Genomic DNA, 25103 nt, shown 5'->3' with positions numbered 1-25103 from the left:
GTTCAGCGGGTCCCTGCGGCGAGCTCGCGCCCCAGGTGGGCGGCGATCTCGTCGACGTGCGGCGGGTCGAGCAGCGACAGGTGGTGTCCCGCGACCGGTACGACGGTCAGGCGCGGGCACACCTCGTCCCAGCCCAGCGGCTGGTCGTCGCGTTCGTAGGCGGGGTCACGCACGGTGTGCGGAGCGGGCTCGGTGGCCCGGTACAGGACCACCCGCCCGTCGTAGCGGCCCGGCCCGTGGGCCTCGCCGATCCTCAGGTCCAGGTAGGAGGAGCGCTGGTGCTCCAGGGCGGCGGCCGGTACGTCGGCGGACGCGCGCAGGATCTCCAGCACGGTGTCGATGCGCTCTCCGTCGTCGTCCATCGCGACGAGGTCGTCGTACGGCAGCTCCAGCGCGACCCCGTAGGTGTCGCGGACGTGGCGCGCGAACCCCTCGAAGTGGGCGCGCAGCCGGTCGGCCGGTGTGCGGTCCGGCCGGGGCAGCGGCCGTACGGAGTCGATGAGCACCACGAGCTCCACGTCCCGTCCCGCTGCGGTGAGTTGCCGCGCTGTCTCCTGGGCGACGAAGCCGCCGAAGGACCAACCACCCAGCAGACAGGGTCCGTCGGGGTGTACGGCGGTGACGGCCTCGGCGTAGCGGCGCGCCTTCTCGGTCACCGTGCGGGCGTCTTCGAGGCGTTCGAGACCGTACACGGGCCGCTCGTCGCCCAGTCGGTCGGCAAGTGCCCGGTAGACGTCGGTGGTTCCGCCGGCGGCGTGCACGAGGAAGAGCGGGGGACGGCTGCCGGTGACGCGCAGCGGGCGTACCGGGCCGGTCCGGACCCGGTCGGCGACCTCCTGGACCGTGGTGGCGCCGAGCAGGTCGCGCAGCGGCAGCTCGACGGCGAACTCGCGCTCCAGGGCGGTGCGGATCCGGACCGCCATCAGCGAGTCCAGCCCGAGGTCGGCCAGCGCGGTCGCGGGGGTGACACGGCCGGTGGGATGGCCGGTGACGGTGGCGATGTGATGGCACAGGCGGGCGGCGACGGAGGTGTCCTGCTCGGCGTGCACCTCCTCGGGCCGCTCCTGCGTGGAGGCGGCCGGCCGCACGTCCGCGGGCCCCTCGGTCCCCGCCGCCCCCCGTCCGTCGGTCCACCAGTGCCGTACGTGCTTCCAGCGGGGCGCGGGCAGGTCCACGACCCGGCCCGGTGGCAGCGGCAGCCGCTGGCCCGCGCAGTACAGCGCCCCCACCTGGGTGAGGAAGTCGGCGCATTGGTCGGCGCCCCGCCGGAGCGTGCCGATCGCGAGGGCACCGGGAGCGTTCTCGGTGACGGCCCGGATCAGGACCGGGTGGGGCGAGATCTCGACGAACGCGGTGTGGCCGTCGGCAGCGGCCGCGGCGACGGCCCGGTCCAGCCGTACGGGCCGCCGAAGGTTGGCGGCCCAGTGATTGGCGTCGAAGACACTGTCGCCGCGCGGGTCGTCCAGGACGGTGGAGTAGACGGGCACGCGAGGCGCTCTGCCTCCGACGTCTGCCAGGGACTCGGTCAACTCGGCCAGCAGCGGGTCTACTTGTGGCGAGTGCCCGGCGCCGACGACCCGCATGGACCGGGCGGTCCGCCCCTGCTCCTCCAGCCACCGCACCAGTCGCGCCACCGCCGGTTCCTCGCCGGTGACGACCTTCTGCCCGGGCGAGGAGTGGACGGCGACATGCACACCGGGGAAGTCCCGTGTCAGGGCGTCGAGTTCGGCGTCGTCGAGGTCGACGACCGCCATGGCCCCGCCCCGCAGCCTGCTGAGCAGGCGGGCCCGTACGGTGACGATCCTGGCGCCTTCCGCCGCGTCCAGGGCGCCCGCGCACACCGCGGCGGCCACCTCGCCCAGGGAGTGGCCGATGACGGCGGCGGGTTCGACGCCGTAGGAACGCCACAACTCGGCGAGCGCCACCTGGAGTCCGAACAGGACGGGCTGGGCCACCTCCAGCCGGTCGAGCTCGCTCCCGGACGCGAGACGGTCGTACAGGGACAGTCCGCACTCCGCGTCGAGCTTCTCCACGGCGGCGGCGAAGGCGGGCTCCTCGGCCAGCAACCGGCGTCCCATCCCGGCCCACTGGCTGCCGTACCCGGAGAAGACCCACACCGGTCCGGGCCCCACGAGGTCACGCTCGCCGATCACGACGTGGCCGTGGTGGTGCCCCTGTGCCAACGCGTCCAGTCCGTCCGCGAGTTCGGCACGGTCCCGTGCGACCACCGCCGCGCGCAGTCTCCCGCGGCCGGTCCGTCCGGCCAGTGTGCGGGCCACGTCGGCGGGGTGCGGGGCCGCCGTCCGGAGCCGGTCGGCGAGCCGGGCCGCGGTGTCCCGCAGCCGCTCCTCGTCCACGTCGGACAGCAGATGGAGCCGGGCGCCGGGTTCCTCGGCCGGGTACGAGGGCAGGACGCCGGGCCGCCATTCCTCCAGTACGGCATGGGCGTTGGTGCCGCCGAACCCGAAACCGGAGACCCCGGCGACCGCCGTACCGCCGTAACGCGGCCACGGCTCGCCCTCGGTGACCACGCGCAGGCGTACGTCGTCCAGGGCGCTGCCCTCGGCGCAGTGCAGGGACGGAGGGATGACGTCGTGGTGCAGGGCGAGCACGGTCTTCACCAGCCCGGCGATGCCCGCGGCGGACTCCAGGTGCCCGAGGTTCGACTTCACGGAGCCGAGGAGCAGCGGCTGGTCGGGGTCGCGGCCCGCGCCGAGCACCGCGCCGAGCGCGCCCGCCTCGATCGGGTCGCCGAGCGGGGTGCCGGTGCCGTGCGCCTCGACGTAGTCGACGTGGGCGGGGGTGAGCCCTGCCCGTGCGTACGCGGTGGACAACAGGGCTTGCTGGGCGGCCGGGTTGGGGGCGAGGAGGCCGTTGGAGCGGCCGTCGGAGTTGACGGCCGTGGCGCGGATGACCGCGAGCACGCGGTCGCCGTCGCGCTCGGCGTCGGACAGCCGCTTCAGGAGCACGGCCGCACAGCCCTCACCGCGACCGATGCCGTCGGCGGCCGGCGAGAACGGCTTGCACCGCCCGTCCGGGGCGAGGGCGCCCGCCCGCCGGAAGGCCATGGTGACGGTGGGGGAGAGCAGCAGGTTGACGCCCGCGGCGATCGCCGTGTCGCTCTCGCCCGTGCGCAGACTCACACAGGCGTGGTGCACCGCGACCAGCGAGGACGAGCAGGCGGTGTCCACGGCCATGCTCGGCCCGTGGGTGTCCAGCACGTACGCCAGCCGGCCCGCGGTCACGCTCAGCGCACCGCCCGCCGGTGCCCAGGGATCGACGGCCGCCGGGTCGGCGCCGGTGAGCGAGCCGTACTCCGGCGCGGAGACCCCGACGAAGACGCCGGTGGCGGTGCCCGCGAGGGAGGCGGCCGGGACGGCGGCGTGGGTGAGGGCCTCGTGGACCACCTCCAGCAGGATCCGCTGCTGCGGGTCCATCACGGCGGCCTCACGCGGGGTGATCCGGAAGAAGTCCGCGTCGAACCCGGCGATGTCGTCGAGATAGCCGCCGTACCGGGGTGCGTCCTCGGGCGGGAAGGGGGTGAAGTCGCGCCAACGGTCCTCGGGAACCCGTCCGATCGCGTCGACGCCGTCGGTCAGCAGCCGCCAGTAGTCCGCCGGTCCGTGCACCCCGCCGGGGAGACGGCAGCCGAGGCCTATGACGGCGATGGGCTCCGAAGGGGAAGCCACCGTGGCGGGCGCGGGCGCTGTGGTCCGCGACGGCGTACGGCACAGGTGGGCCACCAGAGCCTCCCCGGTGGGCGCCTCCCACAGCAACGTCGGCGGCAGCTCCCGTCCCGTCAGCCGGGAGAGGTCCCCGGCCAGCACGACCGCGTCCCGCGAGGACATCCCGAGGTCCGCCAGCGGCCGGTCCATCGGCACGTCCGCGACAGCCGTGCCGGTCCACGCGGCGACGCGCTCCGCGACCAGCCGGCGCACCGCTCCCGCGTCCACGGCCCTCACGCGGCGCCGCCCGCCGCGTACGCACCCGCCAGATAGCGCTCACGCGTCAGCGCCCGCGACACCTTGCCGCTCGACGTCCGCGGCACCGTGCCCGGCGGGACGAGCAGCACATCGGCGAGCCGCACCCCGTGCCGCCCGGACACCGCCGCGCGCACGGCCCGGACCAGCGCCGGTACGTCGATCTCGGCGAGGCTCGTGGTCCGCGCGTGCTCGGCCACCACGACCACCCGCTCACCGGAGCCGCCCGCCACCCCGAACGCGGCGAGCCGGTCGCGCCGCACCGCCGGATGGGCGTCCTGGACGGTGGCCTCCAGGTCCTGCGGATAGTGGTTGCGTCCATCGATGACGATGAGGTCCTTGAGGCGGCCGGTGACGATCAACTGCCCCTCGAGGACCGTCCCCAGGTCACCGGTGCGCAGCCGGCCGTTCGTGCCGAAGACGCGGCGGGTCTGCTCGTCCCGGTTCCAGTAGCCGCGGCCCACGTTGGGGCCCCGCACCTGGATCTCGCCGACCTCGCCCTCGGACAGGTGGGCGCCGGAGACCGGATCGACGATGCGGACCTCCTGGCCCACCGGAGTACCGCAGCCGGCCAGCAGCACGGCTCTGGGATCGTCGGGCCGCGCGGGCAGCGCCTTGCCCTCGGCGAGCGCGTCCCGGTCCAGGGCGAACCGGCGCACCGGCTCCCCGGGCCGGGCGGCGCTGACGAAGACGGTCGCCTCGGCGAGCCCGTACGACGGGCAGTGGGTCTCCGCGACGAGCCCCTGACCGGCGAAGGCGGCCTGGAACCGGTCGGCCGTGGTGGGCCGGACCGGCTCGCTGCCGTTGATCAGCGCGACGATCCGGTCCAGCCGCAGCTCCGCCTTCTGGGCCTCGGTCACCGTGGCGGCGCAGTAGTCGTAGGCGAAGTTGGGCGCCGCGCTCAGCGCCCGCGGATGCGCGGCCAACAGCCGTAGCCAGCGCGCGGGTTCGTGCAGGAAGGCGACCGGGTCCATGAGTACCGACAGCACCCCGCGCACGACCGGGGCGGCGACGCTGAGGACGAGCCCCATGTCGTGGTAGAGCGGCAGCCAGCCCACGCAGGTCACCGGATGGACGTCGGCACCGTAGGCGCCCAGCGCCTGGCGGGCGTTGGCGACGACGTTGGCGTGCCCGATCTCCACACCCGCCGGGGTGCGCGTCGAGCCCGAGGTGTACTGCAGGTAGGCGATCTCGGTGTCGGGCGGCGGCAGTTCCTTCGCGGCCGCGTCGGGCACCTGGTCCACCGCGACGACTCGTGCGGGTGTGCGGTCGCACAAGTCCCGGACTTCGTCGATCACCTGACTGGTTGTCACGACCACCGCCGGTCGCGCGTCGGCCAGGACGGCCGCCAGCCGATCGCCGTGCCCCGGCAGACCGGGCGGATACATCGGTACGGCGACCATTCCGGCCGCGAGGGCTCCGAGGAACCCGGTGACGTACTCCAGCCCCTGGGGGCACAGCACCGCGACCCGTGCCCCCGGCTCGGCCTCCTCGGCGAGCCGGGCGGCCACCGCCCGTACCCGCACGTCCAGTCGGCGCCAGGTCAGGGTGCGGTGGACCCCGCGCGAGTGCGGGGCGGGGTGGTCGACGAAGGTGAACGCCCGGCGGTCCGGGGTGGCCCCGGCCCAGTGGCGTACGTACTCCGGCAGACTCCGGAACGCGGGGGCGAGCGGGGGACGGCGGATGTCCATCGGGCGGGTCTCCTCGCGAGGCAGGTCAGAGCGGGATGTTGCCGTGCCGGCGCTCCGGCATCGGGGCACGCTTGCCGCGTAGCGCACGCAGGGCACGGCAGATGTGGGCACGGGTGTCGCGGGGGGCGATGACGGCGTCGACGTATCCGCGCTCGGCGGCGAGATAGGGCGTCCCGTGGGTGCTCTCGTACGCGTCCACGAGACGGGCCCGCAATGCCTCGGGGTCGTCGGAGGCGGCGAGTTCACGCCGGTGCAGGACGCCCACCGCGCCCTCGGCGCCCATCACCGCGATCCGCGCGGTGGGCCAGGCGAGGTTGATGTCGGCGCCCAGGTGCTTGGAGCCCATCACCGCGTACCCGCCGCCGTACGCCTTGCGCACCACCACCGTCACCTTCGGCACGGTCGCCTCGGCGTACGCGTACAGCAGCTTGGCGCCGCGCCGGATGATCCCGGCCTGCTCCTGGCGGACCCCGGAGAGATAGCCCGGCACGTCGGCGAAGGTCAGCAGCGGAATGCCGAACGCGTCGCAGAACCGTACGAACCGCGCGGCCTTCTCGGAGGCGTCGATGTCCAGCACCCCGGCCGCGTGCAGCGGCTGGTTGGCGACGACCCCGACGGACGTGCCCTCGACCAGGGCCAGCGCGCAGATGATGTTCGGCGCGAACAGCTCCTGGACCTCCAGGAGTTCACCGTCGTCGACCACCGCCCGCAGGATGTCCCGCATGTCGTAGGCCTGCCCGAGCCGGTCCGGCACGATCTCGTCGAGCCCCACGTCGGCGGGCGGCGGCAGGGGAGCGTAACTCGGCGGCCGCTCCAGGTTGTTGACGGGCAGGTAGGACAGCAGCTCCCGTACAGTGTCCAGGGCCTCCGTCTCGTCGGCGGCCAGGAAGTGGGCGTTGCCGTTGAGGGAGTTGCTGGTGCGGGCGCCGCCCAGCTCCTCGGCGCTGGTGCGCTCCCCGGTGACCGTCTCGATGACGTCGGGCCCGGTGACGAACATGTGGGAGGCGCCGTCCACCATCACGGTGAAGTCGGTGATGGCGGGGGAGTAGGCGGCCCCGCCGGCGCAGGGGCCGAGGACGACGGAGATCTGCGGGATCACCCCGGACGCCTGGACGTTGCGGCGCACCAGCTCGGCGTAGAGGGCGAGCGAGACGACGCCCTCCTGGATGCGGGCGCCGCCACCGTCGTTGAGCCCGATGACCGGGCACCCGGTTCTGAGGGCGAGGTCCATGAGGGCCACGGTCTTCTCGCCGAAGGCCTCGCCCATGCTGCCGCCGAAGACCGTGGAGTCCTGGGAGAAGACGCAGACCGGACGCCCGTCGACCGTGCCGTATCCGGTGATCACACCGTCCCCGTAAGGGCGGTGGGCGTTGTCCCCGGTCGGCCGGGCCCGTACGAACAGACCGGTCTCGGTGAACGAGCCGGAGTCCAGCAGCAGGTCGATCCGCTCCCGGGCACCGAACTTGCCGCGTCTTCTCGGCCTGTTCCCGGCCACGGCCTGCGCTCGGCGGGCTTCGAGCGCGAGGACGCGGTCGGCGGTGCGGTCGGGCAGACGTGTCGTCGTCACCTCTAGTGTCACAGCCACCTCCGAAGTGGCCTTCGAATATGGCAGCGCCTCCGGCGCCGGCCGAGCCCTACGCCGTTCTGTTTGCGCAAGGTGAGTCCCGGGAGGCCGGCCTTAGTCCGTCAGTGACAAGGGCCCCTGCCGAGGAGGGGGAGCCCCCTGAGCGCTGCATTTGAGACAACCTGGCCTCGCCGAAGGTGCAGACCTATTCCGGAGGTCGGCCTTTTCGCAGGCTGTCGGATGCCGGGTGGATGAATCGAAGCACGTGAATGAGTCAGTTCTTCGATTCGGTTCGACCGACCGGTTGATAGTTCAACGGGGGCGCTGCGACAATCCCGGTCCTGGCCTCGTCGCCGCCTCCCCCGATCCCCAGGCCGACCGCCCTACAGGCTTGTTGTCAAGCGCGCAATTCGCATCACGTGAATTCCGCATTCACGAATCCCCCACAAATCCGCACTGAGCATGACTCCGGCGTGCCTTTGAGGCGACGACCGGCGCGGCAGCAAAGAAGGTGCATGTGTCACGGCACTCCATGGGGCTCGGCGGGCCGCCGACCCCCTACGAAGCGGGCCCTGAGCCGGCGGACCCGCACTCGGTGTCCCGCCAGCCCGCGTACCAGTCGCTGCGCCGCGGCCACCGGCGCTTCGGTGTCCGGGCAGCGGCTGTCGCCGTCGGCGGGTTCCTGCTGTACGTCCTGCTGTCCAGCTTCGCGCCCGGCCTGATGAACACCTCCGTGAGCGGCCATCTCACGGTCGGGCTGGCCCTGGGCCTCGGGCAGTTCGTGCTGATGGGCGTGATCGTGTGGCGCTACCTCGTGCACATGCGCACCCAGGTCACCCCGGTGGTCCGCGGTCTGCGCGGCCTGGTCCGCCACCATGAGAGCGCGGAACGCGAACGCGCGGCCTTCGAGGCGCGCACGGCCCCCCGCGACGAGGAGCTGCGCCCATGGTGACGCTCGGAGTCTCCGTCGTGGACCGTCTCAGCCTCCAGCTGACGCTCGTGCTCTTCCTGTCCGTGGTCGTCGTGACCCTCTTCACCGCCCTGCTGACCGCACCTCAGCGCGACGAGATCGGCGAGTTCTACCTGGGCAACCGCGCCATGTCCCCGCTGCGCAACGGGCTGGCGATGTGCGGCGACTACCTGTCGGCCGCGACCCTCCTGGGCAGCACCGGACTGGTCGCACTGACCGGCTACGACGGACTGCTCTACCTGTGCGGCACCGCGGTCGCCTGGATGATGGTCCTGCTGCTGATCGCCGAACCGCTGCGCAACACCGGCAAGTTCACCCTCGGCGACACCCTGGCGATACGCCTGACGCGCATGCAGCGGCCGGTCCGCCTCGCCCTGGCGCTGTGCACGCTGGCCATCACCACCCTCTACCTGGTCGCCCAACTCGTCGGCAGTGTCGCCCTGCTGACCCAGTTCACCGGCGAACCCAGCACGGCCACCCGCACCCTGTGCGTCATCGTCATCGGCACCATCGTCATCGTCTACGCCGCCATCGGAGGCATGCCGGGCGCCACCTTCATCCAGGTCGTCAAGGCGGTCATGCTCATCTGCGGCGTCACCGTGGCCGGCGTGATGGTGCTGCACCGCTTCGACTGGAACTTCGAGAACCTGCTCGCCGCGGCCGCCGACAACAGCGGGCAGGGCGCGCGGTTCCTGGAGCCCGGACTGCGCTACGGAGCCAGCGTCACCAGCAAACTCGACTTCCTGAGCCTCCAGTTGGCCATCGTGCTCGGCCTCGCCGCCCTCCCGCACGTGATGATGCGCCTGCTCGCCCCGAAATCGGTCGACGTCCTGCGCACCTCGGTGGTGTGGGCCATGGGCCTGGTCAGCCTCGTCTGCCTGGCGGCCGGCATCCTCGGCCTCGGCGCCACCGCCGTCCTGGGCAGCGACACCATCGCGGAGAACGACCGCACGGGCAACGCGGCCGTCCTGCTGCTGGCGCACGAACTGGGCGGCGCCATCTTGACCGCCCTGCTGTCCTGCCTCGCCTTCGTCACCCTCCTCGCGGTCGCCGCGGGCCTCACCCTGGCCGCCGCCTCCTCGCTCGCCCACGACCTCTACGGCGAGGTGATCCGCAAGGGCAGGGCGACCCAGACGGAAGAACTGGCCGTGGCCCGGCTCGCGGCCGCCGTCATCGGCGTTCTCGGCATGCTGCTCGCCCTGGTCTCCTGGGGCGCCAACTCCGCGACCCTCGCCTTCCTCGCCTTCGCCATCGCCGCGTCCGCCATCCTCCCGACCCTCGTCTACACCCTCTTCTGGCGCCGCTTCACCGCCCAGGGCGCGCTCCTCAGCCTCTGCGGCGGCCTGCTCACCTCGGTCCTCCTCGTCGTCTTCTCCCCGGTCGTCTCCTCGGCCCCCGCCTCGCTCTACCCGGACGCCGATTTCGCCTGGTTTCCCTTGCAGAATCCCGGAATCGTCTCCATCCCGGCCGGCTTCCTCCTCGGCTGGCTGGGTTCGGTACTGAGCCGTCCCGAAGCAGAAGAGGCATACGAGGACTTCGAAGTCCGCACCCTTGTCGGAGCCGACTAGCCGATTTCCCCCCACTTTTCCCTTAACCGTGTGGCGAACACGTGGATATTTCGTCGACAGCGGATCACGGCTTGCGGCAACAACCCCCGTGCAGTAATTAGGTGATGTATGAACTTGTTCAACCGTGGCACCATGTTCCGTCGCACGGACCGCACGGAATCCGCCGACGTTTCCCAGCCCCCCACCGGGTCGTCGGCCACCGCCACAGCCGTCCTTCCCGACCCCGGACTGGCGGCCCTGACCGGGGAATGGGCCATCGATCCCGCGCACAGCAGGATCGGCTTCTCCGTACGCCACGCCATGGTGACCACCGTGCGCGGGGCGTTCCTGGAGTACCAGAGCCGCCTCTACTTCGACGGCCGCGACCCCTCCCGTTCGAAGGCGGAGATCATCATCTCCACCGGCAGCGTCGACACCGGCGTGGAACAGCGCGACGGTCACCTCGTCGGGCGGGACTTCCTGGACGCCTCGACCTATCCGCGCATGCGGTTCCTCAGCACCGGCGTGGAAGTCGTCGGCCCCGACGTGTACCGGATGACCGGCGACCTCACCATCAAGGCCACCACCCGCCCCGTGGTCCTGGAACTCACCTACATAGGCCATGTCACCGACCCGTTCGGCTACCAGCGGGCCGGCTTCGACGGCACCACCACCATCAACCGCTCCGAGTGGGGCCTGACCTACAGCACCCGGCTCGCCGAGGGCGGTGCCATGGTCAGCGAGAAAGTACGCCTGCAGTTCGACATCGCCGCGATCCGCACGCCCCCGGCGGGCTGACCGCCCCTTGCCGCGCGAAAGGAGCGGGCCACGAACTCGTCCGAGTCCGTGGCCCGCTCCGGTGTTCCGGGAGCCGTCAGCGCCCGCGCACCAGCCCGGCCAGATAACGCCACAGCGACGAACGCGGCCGTACGGCGGCCTCGTCGGCCGGGGCGGAGTCCGCCGTGGCAGGCAGGGGCGGGAGAGGGGGCACCGGCAGGGCGGGCGTGCCCGAGAGCGTGTAACGCACCGGGAGCGACCGCAGGCCGCGCATGAACGGCGAGGAACGCCACGGCAACTGGTCGACCGGCAGCGACAACTCCAGCCCGGACAACCGCTCGAAGAGCCTGCTCACGCCGATCGCCGCCGCGCCCCCGGCCAGTTCCCGCGCCGGGCACTGGCGCGGCCCGGCGCCCCAGGACAGATGGGCCCGCGTGCTGATGGTCGACTCGGGGCAGACCTTCCCCGCGAAGGCCGGATCCGCGTGCGCGGCGCCGACCGACACCCACACCGGATCGCCCGCCGCGATGGTGTAGTCGCCCAGCTTCATGTCGGTCAGGGGGAACCGCGGCACGAAGTTGATCAGCGGCGGCTTCTGCATCACCACCCGGTTCATGGTCTCCCTGATCAGCCCCGCCGACAGGCTGGCGCTCGCGGGGAGGTTCCCGGTGATGACCTCGACGACCGTGTTGGAGATCAGGATGCCGACATGGTCCGAGGTCATCCCGAGCAGCATCATCAGCTCTCGCGACAACTCCTCGACGCTCAGGCCGGGATGGGAGGCGAGCAGATAGGAGGGGAAGTCGTCGCCGGGCTGCTTCATCTTCCACGCGCCGAGCTCCGACAGGGTGGCCAGCAGCCGCTCCAGTGCGGGCCCCGCGTCCGGACCGGCGTCCAGCACCCGCCACATGTCCATCAGGGCGTCGTCGTGCTGCGAGCCCGGGAAGCCGAGCAGGTGACTTGCGACCATCAGTGGCAGCGGCCGCGAGAACTGCGCGGACAGATCCGCCCATCCGGTGCGGCCGCCCTGGGTGAACAGCGAGATCAGCTCGTCGGCGTCACGGGTGATCTGGGCCTTCAGCCGCTTGGCCACCGGGTGCCGGGGGTCCTGGAAGGGCCGTAGCGCGGTGTCCCAGGCGACCCTCAGCCCGCGGTAGCCCTCGCCGCCCTGGATCAGCACGTGGTTGACGTCCAGCGACGGCGCGAGCGGCCAGTCCTCGGGCAGCCGCCCTTCCCGCCGCGCCCGCCAGTTCTCGAGCCCCTTCGGCCAGGCGTGGTCGTCGCGGAGGACCTCGTACGCCTCCTCGTAGCCCAGCACGAGCCAGACGGGCACGCCCAGCAGGTCGACCGGCGCGACCGGGCCGTGCGCCCGGCGCAGACGCTCGTACACGATCGCCGGATCCCGTTCGTAGTCGCGGGTCATGAGCGGTTCGAGGCTCATCGACTCCAGCGACTCGTGACCGGCTGCCGATCCGCTGTCCAGTTGGACCCCCATGGCTTCCTTCCCTCGCTCAGGCGCTACGCCAGGGTAATGTGACCCCCCGCGCTGCCTCCATGGCGGGGGGTGATTATCGACCCTCGGCTCCGGGAAGCCGGGGGAACGACGAACGGCACCGCCGGAGGACGGTGCCGCTCCTGTGTGAAGTCGTCTTCTACGGGGTCCACTTGATGTTCGGGTTCACATTGCCGGTCCAGTTGAAGATGGCCATGTTGTCCCAGCCGTTGCCGCTGTTGCTGATGTCGGCAGGGTCCCAGCCATTGCCCTTGACCGCGTACCAGGTGGGCTCCCAGTAGAAGACCCCGATCGCGCCGTTGCTGCGGGCCGCGTTCTGTACGGCGGTGAAGTTGTCGGCCTGGCCCTGCCAGCTGAGCGGGTAACCCGAGCAGCCGCTCGTGATGGAGTTGGCGGTGCTGTCCGCGTTGGCCGAGGTGAACGGGTAGGCCGTCTCGGCGATGACGACGTCCTTGCCGTAGCGGGACTTCATGTCGGCCACCACACTGCCCATGTTGGCGACCGTGCCGTGCCACGGGCAGTAGTACGACAGCCCGGTGATGTCCCAGTTGACACCCTTGGCCTTGATGCCGTCGTAGAACCAGCGGGCGTTGGCGTCACTGTCGGCGTCGGCGGTGTGGATGATCACCTGGGTGGCGCTGTTGCAGGCTTTGGTCGCGTTGTAGCCCGACTTGAGCAGCAGGCTGAGGTTGGTGAAGTCGTTGTTGACGACCTTGCCCTCGTTCCACAGCATGCCGACGTTGATCTCGTTGCCGACCTGCACGCTGTCCGGGGTGGTGCCCTGCGACTTGAGGCTGTTGCAGACGTCGTACGTGTAGTTGTAGACATCGGTCTGCAACTGGCCGATGGTGTGGCCGGCCCATGCCGCGGGCTTGTTCTGGTTGCCCGGGTCGGCCCAGGTGTCCGAGTAGTGGAAGTCGACCAGCAGCTTCAGCCCCTTGGCCTTCACCTGCTTCGCGTACGACAGCACCTTGGCCTTGTTGTTGTAACCGCTGGCGGGGTTGTTCCAGACCCGCAGGCGGACGTAGTTGACGCCGAGGCCCTTGAGGATGTCCAGCGGGTCCTTGGCGGTGCCGCTCGCGTCGTAGTACTTGGCACCGAGGTCGAGCGCGCGCTGGGCGGTCGACACGTCGGCGCCGCGCATGGTGAGCGTGCCGGCGGCCGAGGCGCTGGTGGGCGTGGTGAGCAGGGATGCGGGCAGGGCGAGTGCCGCCAGGAGCATGGCGGCCTTCACGAGGCGGCGCGGACCTGTGACGGTCATCCCGACCTCCTTGTCTGACATGACCATGTGGATGGGTTCCGTGAACGTTCACAGTAAGAGGTGCCACTGGGGCTGTAAATACATGTGTCGCCAGCATTTCGAGGAGGTAAGGGCGGGTGTTGTGGAAGGTGATCGATTGTGTACGTACACAGGATTACGCCCGCCCGTACGCCCTGCGGTACTGCTCCCCGACCCGGCCCGTCCTCCGGATACGGGCAACACATGCAGGAACGGGGACTCGGTCAGTTCGGCGGACGGCCCTATCCCGACGTCATCGCGCTCACCGACGCCGCGCTGACCCGCCCCGACCTCGACCCGACGCGAACGGCCCTCGCGGGCCGGTCCTACGGCGGCTACCTCGCCAACCGGACAGCCACACGCACCGACCGATTCCGGGCGCTCGTCTCCCACGCCGGGCTGTGGAACCTGGAGTCCTTCCAGGGCGGCACCGACATGCACGCGTCCTTCCGGGCAAGTGCCCGCCCGGTTCCTGTACTTCCCCGACGAGTCTCACGGCGTCGATGCCCCGAACAACCTGCGCCTCCTGTACGAGACCACCCTGAACTTCCTCGACCACCACGTCCTCGGCCGGGAGTGGAGGCGGCCGGAGCTCCTGTGACCTCAGGGCTCTCAGCCGGTGGGGATGCCCAGATCCGCGGCGACCGAGTCAGTGCGGACGAAGACGGACACCGGGAACTGCTCGTCGCAGTACTTGTTGCCCCACGACACGATGCCCACGACCTTGCCGCCGCTGATCAGCGGACCACCGGAGTCGCCGGAACAGATGCTGTCGGTGGTCCCGGGACGCGGCATACCGCACAGCATCGCGGCGGGGTCGGTCTCGGGGTCGGTGTACGGCCGGCAGTCGGCCACGGGGGAGAGGACGAGTCGGGTCTGCTTCAGCCTGGTGGCGGTGACGCCGGGCCCGGTGCGTCCCCAGCCGAGCACGGTGGCCTTCCGGCCGTCGGCCACCAGCTTGCCGTCCCCGGGACCGGCCACCGGGATCGTCCGGTACGGCATCGGCCGGTCCAGGGTGAGGACCGCGGCGTCATGGGCGTAACCGGGCCCGCCGTAACGCGAGTCCAGCCGGGCCGAGGCGACCCCCCGCTCGGTGCCGCCGGTGCCGTCCACCCGGGTGCGGCCGCCGATCACCCGCAGCGCGGACAGATCCCCCGCGTTCTCCACGCAGTGTCCGGCGGTGAGCACCTTCCGGGGCGCGATGAGCGTGCCCCCGCAGAATTGCTTGCCGTTCAACTCGATCAACATGGCGTACGGCCGGGCGGTAGTGGTGGCCGGGCCGCCGCCCTTGATGGCTGAGGCGGGAGCGGCGGTGGACCAGAGCGCGGCCGCGGCGAGCACGGCGGTGGTGACGACGGCGGCCGTCCGCGTTCCGGGACGGGTGTTTCTGGCAGCGCGGATCGGCACAGCGGTTCCCCCTGAACTGCTTGGCGCGGGGCATGGGCCGGGCCCCGCGTGATGTGGTCGGTGAGGAGGACGAGCGTCAGGGGCGAGTCGGTTTCCGTCGTCAGGTCAGCCGCCCGACGCGGGCCGCAACCGCAGCGTGAGGATCTGGAACGGCCGTAGCGTCAACCGGACACCGTCCTGCAGCTGTCGGTGGCTGGACGAGTCGTCCACGGGGCGCTCCAGCAGGTCGGTCGCCACCGCGGAGGCCAGCGGGAACCCCGCGCTGAGCGTGGCCGCCGCGCGGGTCCCCCGGGACTCGTAGAGCCGTACGACGACGTCCCCGCTGCGGTCGTCGGCGAGCTTGACCGCCTCCACGATCACGCCCTCGAGGTCCACCGACACCAGCGGGGCGACCGTGGCGGTACCCGGCACCGCGCGCTCGGGCAGGTTGAAGCGGTACCCCTCGCGCCGCGCGTCGCAGACATCGGCGCCGATCACCAGCGCGTAGCCGAGCCGATGGGTGCCCTGGTCCTGGTCGGGATCGGGGAAGCGGGCGGCGCGCAGCAGGGAGAGGCGGACCGTGGTGGTCGTACCGCCGTCGGGGCGGATGTCCCGGGTGACGTCGTGGCCGTAGGAGGAGTCGTTGACCAGGGCGGCTCCCCAGTCGGGCTCGCCGACGTGCACGAAGCGGTGGGCGCACGTCTCGAACTTGGCCGCGTCCCAGCTCGTGTTGGTGTGCGTGGGCCGCTCGACGTGTCCGAAGGGGATCTCGGCGGTCGAGTGGGCGGCCCGCACGTCCAGCGGGAAGGCCGCCTTGAGGAACTTTTCCCGCTCGCGCCAGTCGACGACGGTGTCGATCACCAGCGCGCGCGACCCGGCCGGCAGCGTCAGGGTCTGCTCGATCCTGGACGCGCCGAACAACCGGACCACCCGGACGCCGTCGGCGGTAGCGGTGACGGACTCGGCGTCGGTGAGGTCGCGCACGGTGTTGCGGTAGAAGACGTCGACGTCCCAGGCGTCCCACTGGTTCGGAAAGTCCTGGTGCAACTGGAGCAGGTTGCCCACCGCCCCGGGAGCCAGCGCCTCCCGTCCCGCGGTGTGGTCGTAGGCGGAGGTGATCAGGCCGCGGGTGTCCACCACGACCCGGACCAGACCGTTGTCGAGGACGAACCCTTCCTCGTCCGGTGCGGGTGTGACCGGGGCGTCGGCGGCCCCGGTGCGCGGGCCCGCGCCGAACGCCACGACACCTCCCCGGGCATGCGGCGCGGAGTTGAAGACGACCGAGCCTCCGGGCTCCCCGGCCAACGCCCCCTGAGCCGAGCCGATCAGCCCCTCCAACTCCCGGCCCACGGCCGCGTACGTCTCCTCCGCCTCCCGGTGCACCCAGGCGATCGACGTCCCGGGCAGGATGTCGTGGAACTGGTGCAGCAGCACCGTCTTCCACAGCCGGTCCAGGGCGTCGTACGGATACGGGTGTCCGTGGCGTACGGCAGCGGTCGCCGCCCACAACTCCGCCTCGCGCAACAGGTGTTCGCTGCGCCGGTTGCCCTGCTTGGTGGCGAGCTGACTGGTCAGCGTGCCGCGGTGGAACTCCAGGTACAGCTCCCCGGCCCACACCGGCGCGCCGCCGTTCGCCTCGTACTCGTCGTGCGCGCGCCGGAAGAAGTCCGCGGGCCCTTCCATCTCGACGCGCGCCGAACCTTCCAGGTCCCTGAGGCGGTCGGCCCGCGCCAGCATCTCGCGGGTGGGGCCGCCACCGCCGTCGCCGTAGCCGAAGGGGATCAGTGAGTGGTTGGCGCCCGCCTTGTCCTGGAAGTTCCGCACGCTGTGGGCGACTTCGGCGCCGGAGAGCTCGCCGTTGTAGCTGTCGACCGGCGGGAAGTGGCTGAAGATCCGGGTGCCGTCGATGCCCTCCCACCAGAAGGTGTGGTGCGGGAACTTGTTGGTGGTGTTCCAGGACATCTTCTGCGTCAGGAACCACTTCACCCCGGCCAGCTTCATCAGCTGCGGCAGGGCCGCGTTGTAGCCGAAGGTGTCCGGCAGCCACATCTCCTCGGTCTCGACGCCGAACTCTTCGAGGAAGAACCGCTTTCCGTGGACGAACTGTCGGACCAGGGCCTCGCCGCCGCTGATGTTGGTGTCCGGCTCCACCCACAGGCTGCCGGTCGGCAGGAACTGCCCCGCCTTCGCCTTCTCCTGGGCCCGCGCGTACACCTCGGGCCGGTGCTCCTTCAGCCAGGCCAGCTGCTGCGCCTGGGACATCACGAACCTGAACTCCGGGTGATCGTCCATGAGTTGCGTGACGTTGGAGACCGTCCGGGCCACCTTGCGCACGGTCTCGCGCAGCGGCCACAGCCAGGCCGTGTCGATGTGCGCGTGCCCGACCGCCGAGATGCGGTGCGCGCTCGCGTGCGCGGGTGACGCCAGTGCGGGGGCGAGAGCGGCCCGTGCGGCGGCCGCGCTGCCGCTGACGTCCTGCAGATCGACCGCGTCCAGGGCGAGTTCGACCGCCCGCAGGATCTGCCAGCGGCGCGGGGACTCGGGGGACAGCTCCGGCATCAGCTGCGCCAACACCTCCAGGTCCTGGACGAGTTCGTGGACGTCCCGGTCGAACACGGCGAGGTCCAGACGCCGTAGCCGGTAGAGGGGCGCACCGGGGTCCGCGGCCGGGTCGCCCAGCCATGGCGCGCGGCCGCCCACCGACGTGGGCCCGAAGGTGAGCTCGCCGGGAGCGGTGTGCATGACGACCGGGTTGGCGGCGGCCTCGATGAAGGCGACGAACTCCTCGCCGCCCGCGGCCCGTTCGGACACCGGCAGCCAGGTGTTGCGCGGGTTGAGTGCCTTCACGGCGGTCCCGTCCGGCCGGTAGACCAGTCCCTCGGCGGAGAAACCCGCGGAGTGGGTGGCGAACCCGAGATCCAGCACGGCCTCGACCCTCTCACCGGCCCAGTCCGCCGGGACGGTGCCGCTCACCTTGAACCAGCTCGTCGACCAGGCGGGGCCCCACCACTCGCCGACTCCGGTCGGCCGGTAGGGGGCCGCGAGGCCCTGCCCGACCGGCACCGGCTCACCGGCGACGCTCCAGACCTCCACGGCCAGAGGGACGGAGCGGGCGTGGACGGCGGGCCGAATCCGCTCGTTCAGCACGCGAGAGAGTCGCTGTTCGGTGACTTCACGGTCGTTGTGCATCAGGTGTCTTTCTCCGTGCAAGTGGAGGGTGTCAGCCCTTGAGGGCTCCGCCGAGCGCGAATCCGCCGCCGAGCTTGCGGGCCAGCAGCAGGTAGAGCATCACGACGGGCAGCGAGTAGAGGAGCGAGAACGCCGACAACTGCCCGTACTGCGTCTGGTCGTGGGCGGAGAGGAAGGTGAAGACGCTGACGGACGCGGGCAGTTTCTCGGGGGACAGCAGGAGGATGAAGGGGACGAAGAAGTTCCCCCACATGCCGATGAACGTGAAGATGGTGACCACGACGACACCCGGCCGCATCAGGGGCAGCACCACCCGCCACAGCACCTGCATGGTGTTCGCGCCGTCGATCCGGGCGGCCTCCTCCAGGACGATCGGGACGCCGTCCATGAAGTTCTTCATCAGCCAGATCCCGAACGGCAGCGCGGACGCGGCCAGGAACAGGGTCGTGCCGGGCATCGAGTCGATCAGGTTGACCTGCACGAACATGCTGTACACGGGGATCATCACGGCGGTGATGGGCAGCCCGGTGGAGAACAGGATCGTGTACAGGAACGGCCGCCGCACCCGGGACCGGTAGCGCGACAGCGGGTAGGCGGCGAGGACCGACGCCACCACGGTCACCGCCGTGCCGAAGCCGCACAGCAGCAGGCTGTTGAGCATCGGACGGTAGGTGGTGTCGACGTTGAGGACCGCGTCGAAGTTGTCGAGCGTCAGCGCCGAAGGCCACTTCAGGCGGAAGGAGTTGGTGCGGCTCACCGAGGCGAGCACCATCCACAGCAGCGGCAGGACGTACAGCACCGACACGGCGATGAGGACGAGGTTGACCGTGACGCGGGCCGGACGGATCCGGCGCCCGCGCGGACGACCGGGCACCGCAGGGGCCTTGGTGACGGTGTCGGGGGGAGTCGTGGCGACGGCGGCCATCAGTCGTCCTCCAGTTTCAGCAGCCGGATGTACACGACGGAGAACAGGGCGCCGACCACCAGCAGGACGAGGGCGATGGCGGTGCCATAGCCGATCAGGCTGTTCTGGAAGGCCTGTTGGTACATGAAGATCGGCAGGGTCTCGCTCTTGTTGCCCGGTCCGCCGCGGGTCATGGTGTAGACGAGGCCGAAGACGGAGAGCGTCTGGAGCGTGATCAGCATCAGGTTCGTCAGGATCGACGGCCTGATGACCGGCAGGACGACCCGCCACAGCCGCTGCCAGGGGCCGGCTCCGTCCATCTCGGCGGCCTCCACCAGCTCCCGGGGCACGTCGTTGATGGCCGCGGTGAAGACCATCAGGGAGAAGGCGGTGCCGCGCCACACGTTGGCCAGGCACACGGCGAGGATCGGCATCGTGTACAGCCAGTTCTGGTCCGGCAGATGCACCGCGTCCAGAAGGGAGTTGAGCGAGCCCTGGTCGTAGAAGAAGGCGTACATCAGATAGCCGGCGACCACCTCGGGCAGCACCCAGGCGGCGATGACGACTCCGTTGACCAGTGCCCGTACCGGCTGGGTGGCCTTCTGCATCAAAACCGCGAGCGCGAGTCCCAGGGTGTTCTGGCCGATCACGGCGGAGCCGACCACGAACACCAGGGTCAGCCACATCGCGTTGAGGAAGTCGGTGTCCTTCAGCGCCCTGGTGAAGTTGTCGACGCCGACGAAGTTCGTGCCCGCGGCCCCGGTGAGCTGCATGTCGGTGAAGGCGTAGTAGACGCAGTACACGATCGGACCGGCCAGGAACACCGCCAGCAGGACCACGGCCGGGACCGTCGGCAGACCGCGCAGCAGCGAGCGGACGACGGGAGCGGGCGCCCCGCGGGACCGGCGGTGGTGACCGCCGGTCCCGTGAGGCGCCGGGGCGAGGGCGGTCACGAAGTGCCCTCCACGGTCTTGTCGCCGCCCACCGCCGCCTTGACATCGTTATCGAAGGTCGAGGCGGCCTTGTCGACCGAGGCCTGACCGGTCGTCACGGACTCCATCGCCTTCTGGATCGCGGTCGAGACCTGGTTGTACTCCGGCAGCCCGGGCCGGTAGTGGGTGTCGGCCACGAGCTGCGTGAAGAACTTGTTGGTCGGCACCGAGTTCAGGTACGCCGGGTCCGAGGCGACGTCCGTGCGCACCGCGATGTTCGCGTTCGTCACGTTCCACTTCGCGGCGTTGGCCTTGGTCTGGAGCGTGGTCGACAGGAACTTCCAGGCCAGGTCGGGGTTCTTGGCCTTCGCCGGGATCGACCAGGCCCAGCCGCCCGACATGCTCGTACGGCCCGGCGCCTGGCCGTTCTGCGTCGGCATCGCCGCGGTGCCCATCACCGACTGCCACTCGCTCCACGGCTTGGCGGCCGCCGAACTCCAGTTGTTGGGCATCCAGGAGCCGTCGATGTCGATCGCCAACTTGCCCTCGGGGATGAGCTCGGTGCCCACGGTGGTCCCGAAGTTGGCGCCCAGAGCCTCCTGCTTGGACGGACCGAGGTCCTGGCTGTAGAGGGTGTGGACGAAGTCGAGCGCGTCCTTGAAGCCCTTGCTGCCGACGACCCACTTCTTCTGCGAGGCGTCGTAGAGCGCCTTGTCGCCGGCCGGGGTCCCGTACAGGAGCATCTCGAAGCCCTGCATGGAGGACGCCTCGCCGCCCGCCTGGCCGGTGTAGAGGTTCACCGGGGTGACGTCGGGCAGCTTCGCCTTGATCTTCTTGGCGGCGGCGATCACGTCGGCCCAGGTCTTGGGCTGCCAGGGGACGGGGATCCCGGCCTTCTGGAGGAGCTGCTTGTTGTACCAGATCCCGCGGGTGTCGGTGTCGTCCGGTACGGCGTAGACCTTGCCGTCGGAAGCCCCGGTGACCGCGCCCTTGGCGGCCTTGGCGTACTGCGACCAGTCGGCCCACTTGGCGGTGTAGGCGTCCAGCGGCTTGAGATAGCCGCCCGCGATGTCGGAGTTGATGAGCGCGGTGTCCTCGTAGACCAGGTCGGGTGCGGTCGCGGGGGAGCGCATCATGAGCTGGAGCTTGGTGTAGTAGTCGTTCTCGGAGGCGACGACCGGCACGAGGGTCACCTTGGTGCCCGGGTTGGCCTTGGTGAACTCCTTCACCATCGAGGCGAGGAAGGTGGCCTGGAGCTTGTTGCTGCTGTCCAGGTTCTGCCAGTAGACGACCTTGATGGATTTGGCCGAGCTGCCTGACGAGCCCGAACCGCATCCTGCGACTGTCAGGGCGGTGGCGGCGGTGAAGGCCGCGGCGGTGACGATTCTCGAGCGCACAGTGGTTCCTCCGGAACGCGAAACCTGAGGGGAAGCCGCGAGTTCTCGGCCTGGAGGCCAGCCCGGACGACGCCCCTGTCTCTGCGCCACCCTGCGCTGATCGGCCCCATTGGCCGGATTTTGATGGGCGTCAGCTAAATCCATTTGATGGATGAAGTCAATGCTTCCAGTATGTAAACTTTCGCCATGCGAGGGCCGGGGGCAGCGGATGAGGGGACCAGGTGACCGACAGGTGACGATGCTCAGCGGGACGAACCTGCCGCGGGTCGGCGGCTACAACCAGGCCGTCGTCCTGGACGCCATCCGCACCACGGGACAGGTGAGCCGGGTCGAACTGGCGGCCCTCACCGGGCTGACCAACCAGACCGTCTCCAACGTCGTCCGCAAACTCCTCGACGCGGGCCTCGTGGCGGAGTCCGGCCAGGCCCCCTCCAGCGGCGGCAAGCGGCGCACCCTGCTGACCATCCGGGCCGACGGTGCCTGCGCGGTCGGCGTCCACCTCGATCCCGACGCCGCGGTCATCGTGGTCGTCGACCTGGCCGGCGAGGTGATCGGCAGCCGCCGGCTGCGGCTCACCGACCCGGGCGACCCGGCCGACGTCGTGGACCGCATCGCGCGCACCACCGGGCGCCTCCTCGACCGCAGTGCCGTGGACCGCACCCGCCTGCTCGGCCTCGGCATCGCCGCGCCCGGGCCCCTCGACGGCACCACCGGCGCGGTGGTCTCCCCGCCGAACTTCCCGGGCTGGGGCCGCGTCCCCCTCGCGGACCTCTTCGCCGAGGCCACCGGCCTGCCCGTCGCCCTCGACAACGACGCCACCGCCGCCGCCATCGGCGAGCGCTGGATCGGCGGCGCGGACCGGGCGGGCAGCTTCCTGTTCCTCTACCTCGGCACCGGCGTCGGCGCCGGAATCGTCCTCAACAACACGGTCCTGCACGGCGATTCGGGCAACGCAGGCGAGTTCGGCCACATGGCCGTGGAACCCGGCGACCGCGTCTGCCACTGCGGCGCCATGGACTGCCTCGGCCCGTACGTCAGCCCGGCCGCGATCATCGACGACCTGCTGCGCCTGCACGGCCGGGCCGCCGCCGACCGTATCGGCCTCACCGGTACGCCCGACTCCCTGCACCACGACTGGAAGGCCCTGCGCCGAGCGGCCCGCGGGGGCGATCCCGACGCCTGCGATGTCGTACGACGTGCCGCGCGCCGTATCGGCGAGGCCGCCCGCGGCGCCGCCAGCCTCCTCGACGTCAGCCGCGTCGTCCTCGGCGGCGAGGCGCTGCGCGGCATCGAGCCGATCATCCGCGAGGAGGTCGAGGCAGCCGTCAACCGTACGTCCGTCGCCCGTACGATCCGGGCGGTCGCCGTCGAACAGAGCGTGATCGGCGAGACGGTGGGCGCGGTGGGGGCGGCGTCGCTGGTGCTGCACGGGAACTACGCGCCGGGGTGGCGGATGCTGACGGATGTGACGGGCTGAAGCGAGGGCGGTACGCGGCCAGTTGTGCGGCGCCGATGCCACGTCTCCGAAGTGCGGGTCAGTGCGGCGGCCTGTAGTGCGTGTGCACCAGGGCACGGGTGCGGCTGGTCCGGGTGCACCAGGGCAGGACGGCGGCGCAGGACGATGCCCGGCGAGGCGCCGGAAGGAAGGGTTGGAGGCGTGCGAATCCCGCGCATCCCCCTTGCCTCACGGCGTCTGGAGTGATCGACAGGTGGCTACTTTTCTGTACCGGATCGGACGGTGGGCCTTCCGGCGGCGCCGGCTCGTGGGCGGTCTGTGGCTGGGTGTCCTGGTGCTGGCCGTCGGCGCCGCCGCGCTGGCGCCGGCCGGCGAGGAAGAGGACCTCGCCATGCCCGGCACAGAGTCGCAGAAGGCGTTCGACCTGCTGGACGAGCGCTTCCCGCAGAGCAACTCCCAAGGGGCCGAGGCCCGCCTGGTGTTCCAGGCCCCGGACGGCCGGCGGGTGACGGCCAGGGAGAACAAGGCGGCCGTCGAGGACGCGCTCGGCTCGCTGGACGCGGGCGCGCAGGTCGCGTCGGCCACCGACCCCTATACGACCGGTGCCGTCAGCAAGGACGGCACCATCGCCTACTCCACGATCACCTACACCGCGGACGCCGTCGATCTGACCGCGTCGACGAAGAGCGCCCTGGAGCACGCCGCGAGCCGGGCCCGGGACGCGGGGCTGACCGTGGAGATCGGCGGCTCCGCCCTGGACGCGGAGGAGGCGCTGGGCGGTACGACGGAGATCATCGGTGTGGCGGTGGCGGCGGTGGTGCTCGTCCTCGCCCTCGGGTCGCTGGTCGCGGCCGGACTGTCGCTGCTGACCGCCTTCGTCGGCGTGGCCATCGCCTTCGGCCTCGTCTCCGCGCTGGCCGCTCCGCTGGGCCTGACGTCCACCGTCGCCATCCTGGCGCTGATGCTGGGACTGGCGGTCGGCATCGACTACGCGCTGTTCATCACCTCCCGCTTCCGAGACGAGCGTGCCCGGGGCAGCGAGCCGGAGGAGGCCGCCGGCCGGGCGGTGGGCACGGCCGGATCAGCCGTCGTCTTCGCCGGAGCGACCGTCGTCATCGCCCTGGTCGGGCTGGGGGTCGTCGGCATCCCCGAACTCACCAAGATGGGCATGGGCGGCGCGGGCGCCGTGGCCCTCGCCGTACTGGTCGCCCTGACCCTGGTCCCCGCGCTGTTCGGCTTCTCCGGGCACCGGGTCCTCTCCCGCGCCGTCCGCAAGAACCTCCCGCAGAGGAGCGAGAACCTCCGCCAGGGGAGCGAGATCCGCCGGTCAGGAAGCGAGGCCACCCGGCCGGGCCTCGGCAGCCGCTGGGCAGGGTTCGTGCTGCGCCGGCCGGTGGCCGTGCTGATGATCGCCGGACTCGGTCTCGGCGCCGTCGCCCTACCGGCGCTGAGCCTCGAACTCGGGCTGCCCGGAGACGAGTCCAAGTCGGTGGAGACCACCCAGCGCCGCGCCTACGACCTGCTGTCGGAGGGCTTCGGCCCGGGCTTCAACGGCCCGTTGACCGTGGTCGTCGACATGTCCGAGTCGGCGGACACCCGGGCCACCACGGACCTGGTCGCCAGGACCGTACGGGCAGTGGACGGGGTCGCGTCGGTCGGCGATCCGGTGCTCAACCGGACCGAGGACACGGCCGTCCTCACCGCCGTCCCGAAGACCGCGCCGAACAGCGGTGAGACCAAGGACCTCGTGCACGCGATCCGGGACGCGGTCCCGGGCGTGGAGGCCGCCACGGGCGCCGGCATCCTGGTGACCGGCACCACCGCGCTGAACATCGACATCTCCGAAGCGATGTCCGACGCCCTCGTGCCCTATCTGAGCGTGGTCATCGGCCTGGCGGTGCTCCTGCTGACGGTGGTCTTCCGTTCGGTCCTGGTCCCGGTCAAGGCGGCTCTGGGATTCCTGCTGTCGGTGGGAGCCGCCTTCGGCGTCCTCGTCGCCGTCTTCCAGTGGGGCTGGGCCGCGGACCTGATCGGCATCGAACAGACCGGACCGGTCATGTCCCTGATGCCGATCCTCATCATCGGCATCGTCTTCGGCCTCGCCATGGACTACGAGGTCTTCCTCCTCACCCGTATGCGGGAGGCCTACGTCCATGGCGCGTCCCCCGGCGAGGCGATCGTCAGCGGGTTCCGGCACAGCGGACGGGTGGTGGCCGCGGCGGCCATCATCATGATCAGTGTGTTCACCGGATTCATCGGGATGAACAACCCGACCATCCAGACCATGGGGGTCGGCCTGGCCGCCGCCGTCGCCTTCGACGCCTTCGTGGTCCGGATGGCGATCGCACCCGCGGTCCTGGCCCTGCTCGGCCACCGCGCCTGGTGGCTGCCCCGTATCCTGAACCGCGTGCTGCCGAACGTGGACATCGAGGGTGAGGCACTGAACAGGCCGCCCGTCCCGGCCCACGCCGACGAGTCGGACGCGGCGGTGCGGCGGCTCCCCGTCGGCCGGGACTGA

General features: G+C 71.0%; 16 protein-coding genes and 1 pseudogene. 7 read left to right on the top strand and 10 right to left on the bottom strand.

Annotation, left to right across the window (positions count from 1 at the left end; genetic code table 11):
• Window positions 1–2: 2 nt before the first annotated feature.
• The 3 genes from ABZT06_RS14925 to ABZT06_RS14915 are packed head-to-tail and all read right to left on the bottom strand — an operon-like array spanning window position 3 to window position 7238.
• The gene (locus ABZT06_RS14925) at window positions 3–3962 is read right to left on the bottom strand and encodes a type I polyketide synthase (RefSeq protein ID WP_355740100.1); all 3960 of its coding nucleotides are present in this window, start codon (window positions 3960–3962) and stop codon (window positions 3–5) included.
• Window positions 3959–5671: a fatty acyl-AMP ligase gene (locus tag ABZT06_RS14920; RefSeq protein ID WP_355740098.1), complete on the bottom strand. Its 1713-nt coding sequence runs from the start codon at window positions 5669–5671 to the stop codon at window positions 3959–3961. The genes ABZT06_RS14925 and ABZT06_RS14920 overlap by 4 nt, the downstream gene beginning before the upstream one ends.
• A gap of 25 nt (window positions 5672–5696) precedes the next feature.
• Window positions 5697–7238 carry an acyl-CoA carboxylase subunit beta gene (locus tag ABZT06_RS14915; protein WP_355740097.1) on the bottom strand — a complete coding sequence of 514 codons (1542 nt, stop codon included), beginning with the start codon at window positions 7236–7238 and terminating at the stop codon, window positions 5697–5699.
• 514 nt (window positions 7239–7752) lie between these two features.
• Between ABZT06_RS14915 and ABZT06_RS14910 the strand changes: the two genes are divergently transcribed.
• From ABZT06_RS14910 to ABZT06_RS14900, 3 genes are all read left to right on the top strand, one after another.
• On the top strand, window positions 7753–8187 hold the full coding sequence (locus ABZT06_RS14910; protein ID WP_355740096.1) for a DUF485 domain-containing protein: 435 nt from the start codon (window positions 7753–7755) through the stop codon (window positions 8185–8187).
• Window positions 8181–9773: a cation acetate symporter gene (locus tag ABZT06_RS14905; protein ID WP_355740095.1), complete on the top strand. Its 1593-nt coding sequence runs from the start codon at window positions 8181–8183 to the stop codon at window positions 9771–9773. The genes ABZT06_RS14910 and ABZT06_RS14905 overlap by 7 nt, the downstream gene beginning before the upstream one ends.
• Before the next feature lie 108 nt (window positions 9774–9881).
• Window positions 9882–10550: a YceI family protein gene (locus ABZT06_RS14900; protein ID WP_355740093.1), complete on the top strand. Its 669-nt coding sequence runs from the start codon at window positions 9882–9884 to the stop codon at window positions 10548–10550.
• A gap of 76 nt (window positions 10551–10626) precedes the next feature.
• Here ABZT06_RS14900 and ABZT06_RS14895 read toward each other — a convergent pair whose 3' ends face one another.
• The gene (locus ABZT06_RS14895) at window positions 10627–12024 is read right to left on the bottom strand and encodes a cytochrome (protein WP_355740091.1); all 1398 of its coding nucleotides are present in this window, start codon (window positions 12022–12024) and stop codon (window positions 10627–10629) included.
• Window positions 12025–12181: 157 nt separating this feature from the next.
• Window positions 12182–13303 (bottom strand): glycosyl hydrolase 53 family protein, encoded by a 1122-nt coding sequence (locus ABZT06_RS14890; RefSeq protein WP_355740089.1) that lies wholly within the window; start codon window positions 13301–13303, stop codon window positions 12182–12184.
• 222 nt (window positions 13304–13525) lie between these two features.
• On the opposite strand from ABZT06_RS14890, the pseudogene ABZT06_RS14885 reads away from it, so the two are divergent.
• A pseudogene (locus ABZT06_RS14885) lies at window positions 13526–13699 on the top strand (prolyl oligopeptidase family serine peptidase); the annotation flags it as partial.
• 79 nt (window positions 13700–13778) lie between these two features.
• Window positions 13779–13922 carry a hypothetical protein gene (locus ABZT06_RS14880; protein WP_355740087.1) on the top strand — a complete coding sequence of 48 codons (144 nt, stop codon included), beginning with the start codon at window positions 13779–13781 and terminating at the stop codon, window positions 13920–13922.
• An 11-nt stretch (window positions 13923–13933) separates the two neighbouring features.
• On the opposite strand, the gene ABZT06_RS14875 is transcribed toward ABZT06_RS14880, so the two are convergent.
• From ABZT06_RS14875 to ABZT06_RS14855, 5 genes are all read right to left on the bottom strand, one after another.
• On the bottom strand, window positions 13934–14728 hold the full coding sequence (locus tag ABZT06_RS14875; RefSeq protein WP_355740085.1) for a serine protease: 795 nt from the start codon (window positions 14726–14728) through the stop codon (window positions 13934–13936).
• Between the two features lie 105 nt (window positions 14729–14833).
• Window positions 14834–17896, bottom strand: a complete 3063-nt coding sequence (locus tag ABZT06_RS14870) for a glycoside hydrolase family 38 C-terminal domain-containing protein (protein WP_355740083.1) — start codon at window positions 17894–17896, stop codon at window positions 14834–14836.
• 31 nt (window positions 17897–17927) lie between these two features.
• Entirely contained in the window at window positions 17928–18821 is an 894-nt protein-coding gene (locus ABZT06_RS14865) for a carbohydrate ABC transporter permease (protein WP_355740081.1), read from the bottom strand.
• The gene (locus ABZT06_RS14860) at window positions 18821–19669 is read right to left on the bottom strand and encodes a sugar ABC transporter permease (protein ID WP_355740195.1); all 849 of its coding nucleotides are present in this window, start codon (window positions 19667–19669) and stop codon (window positions 18821–18823) included. Before ABZT06_RS14860 ends, ABZT06_RS14865 begins: the two co-directional genes overlap by 1 nt.
• Before the next feature lie 80 nt (window positions 19670–19749).
• Window positions 19750–21129, bottom strand: coding sequence for an extracellular solute-binding protein (locus tag ABZT06_RS14855; protein ID WP_355740079.1), 1380 nt, complete (start codon window positions 21127–21129; stop codon window positions 19750–19752).
• A gap of 238 nt (window positions 21130–21367) precedes the next feature.
• Between ABZT06_RS14855 and ABZT06_RS14850 the strand changes: the two genes are divergently transcribed.
• Together ABZT06_RS14850 and ABZT06_RS14845 are read left to right on the top strand one after the other, a co-directional pair.
• Window positions 21368–22606: an ROK family transcriptional regulator gene (locus tag ABZT06_RS14850; protein WP_355740193.1), complete on the top strand. Its 1239-nt coding sequence runs from the start codon at window positions 21368–21370 to the stop codon at window positions 22604–22606.
• A gap of 232 nt (window positions 22607–22838) precedes the next feature.
• Window positions 22839–25103 (top strand): MMPL family transporter, encoded by a 2265-nt coding sequence (locus ABZT06_RS14845; RefSeq protein WP_355740077.1) that lies wholly within the window; start codon window positions 22839–22841, stop codon window positions 25101–25103.

Source organism: Streptomyces sp. NPDC005483 (assembly GCF_040606035.1).
In the GTDB taxonomy this organism is placed as follows: domain Bacteria; phylum Actinomycetota; class Actinomycetes; order Streptomycetales; family Streptomycetaceae; genus Streptomyces.
The sequence above is the reverse complement of the archived record's forward strand: the minus strand, read 5'-3'. Positions and strand labels throughout refer to the sequence as shown.

What these genes read in the sequence shown, in the direction of transcription:
- ABZT06_RS14850 (WP_355740193.1), top strand. Translation starts at nt 21,368, where the DNA reads ATGCTCAGCGGGACGAACCTGCCGCGGGTCGGCGGCTACAACCAGGCC.
- ABZT06_RS14900 (WP_355740093.1), top strand. Translation starts at nt 9,882, where the DNA reads ATGAACTTGTTCAACCGTGGCACCATGTTCCGTCGCACGGACCGCACG.
- ABZT06_RS14865 (WP_355740081.1), bottom strand. Translation starts at nt 18,821, where the DNA reads ATGGCCGCCGTCGCCACGACTCCCCCCGACACCGTCACCAAGGCCCCT.
- ABZT06_RS14890 (WP_355740089.1), bottom strand. Translation starts at nt 13,303, where the DNA reads ATGACCGTCACAGGTCCGCGCCGCCTCGTGAAGGCCGCCATGCTCCTG.
- ABZT06_RS14920 (WP_355740098.1), bottom strand. Translation starts at nt 5,671, where the DNA reads ATGGACATCCGCCGTCCCCCGCTCGCCCCCGCGTTCCGGAGTCTGCCG.
- ABZT06_RS14870 (WP_355740083.1), bottom strand. Translation starts at nt 17,896, where the DNA reads ATGCACAACGACCGTGAAGTCACCGAACAGCGACTCTCTCGCGTGCTG.
- ABZT06_RS14895 (WP_355740091.1), bottom strand. Translation starts at nt 12,024, where the DNA reads ATGGGGGTCCAACTGGACAGCGGATCGGCAGCCGGTCACGAGTCGCTG.
- ABZT06_RS14905 (WP_355740095.1), top strand. Translation starts at nt 8,181, where the DNA reads ATGGTGACGCTCGGAGTCTCCGTCGTGGACCGTCTCAGCCTCCAGCTG.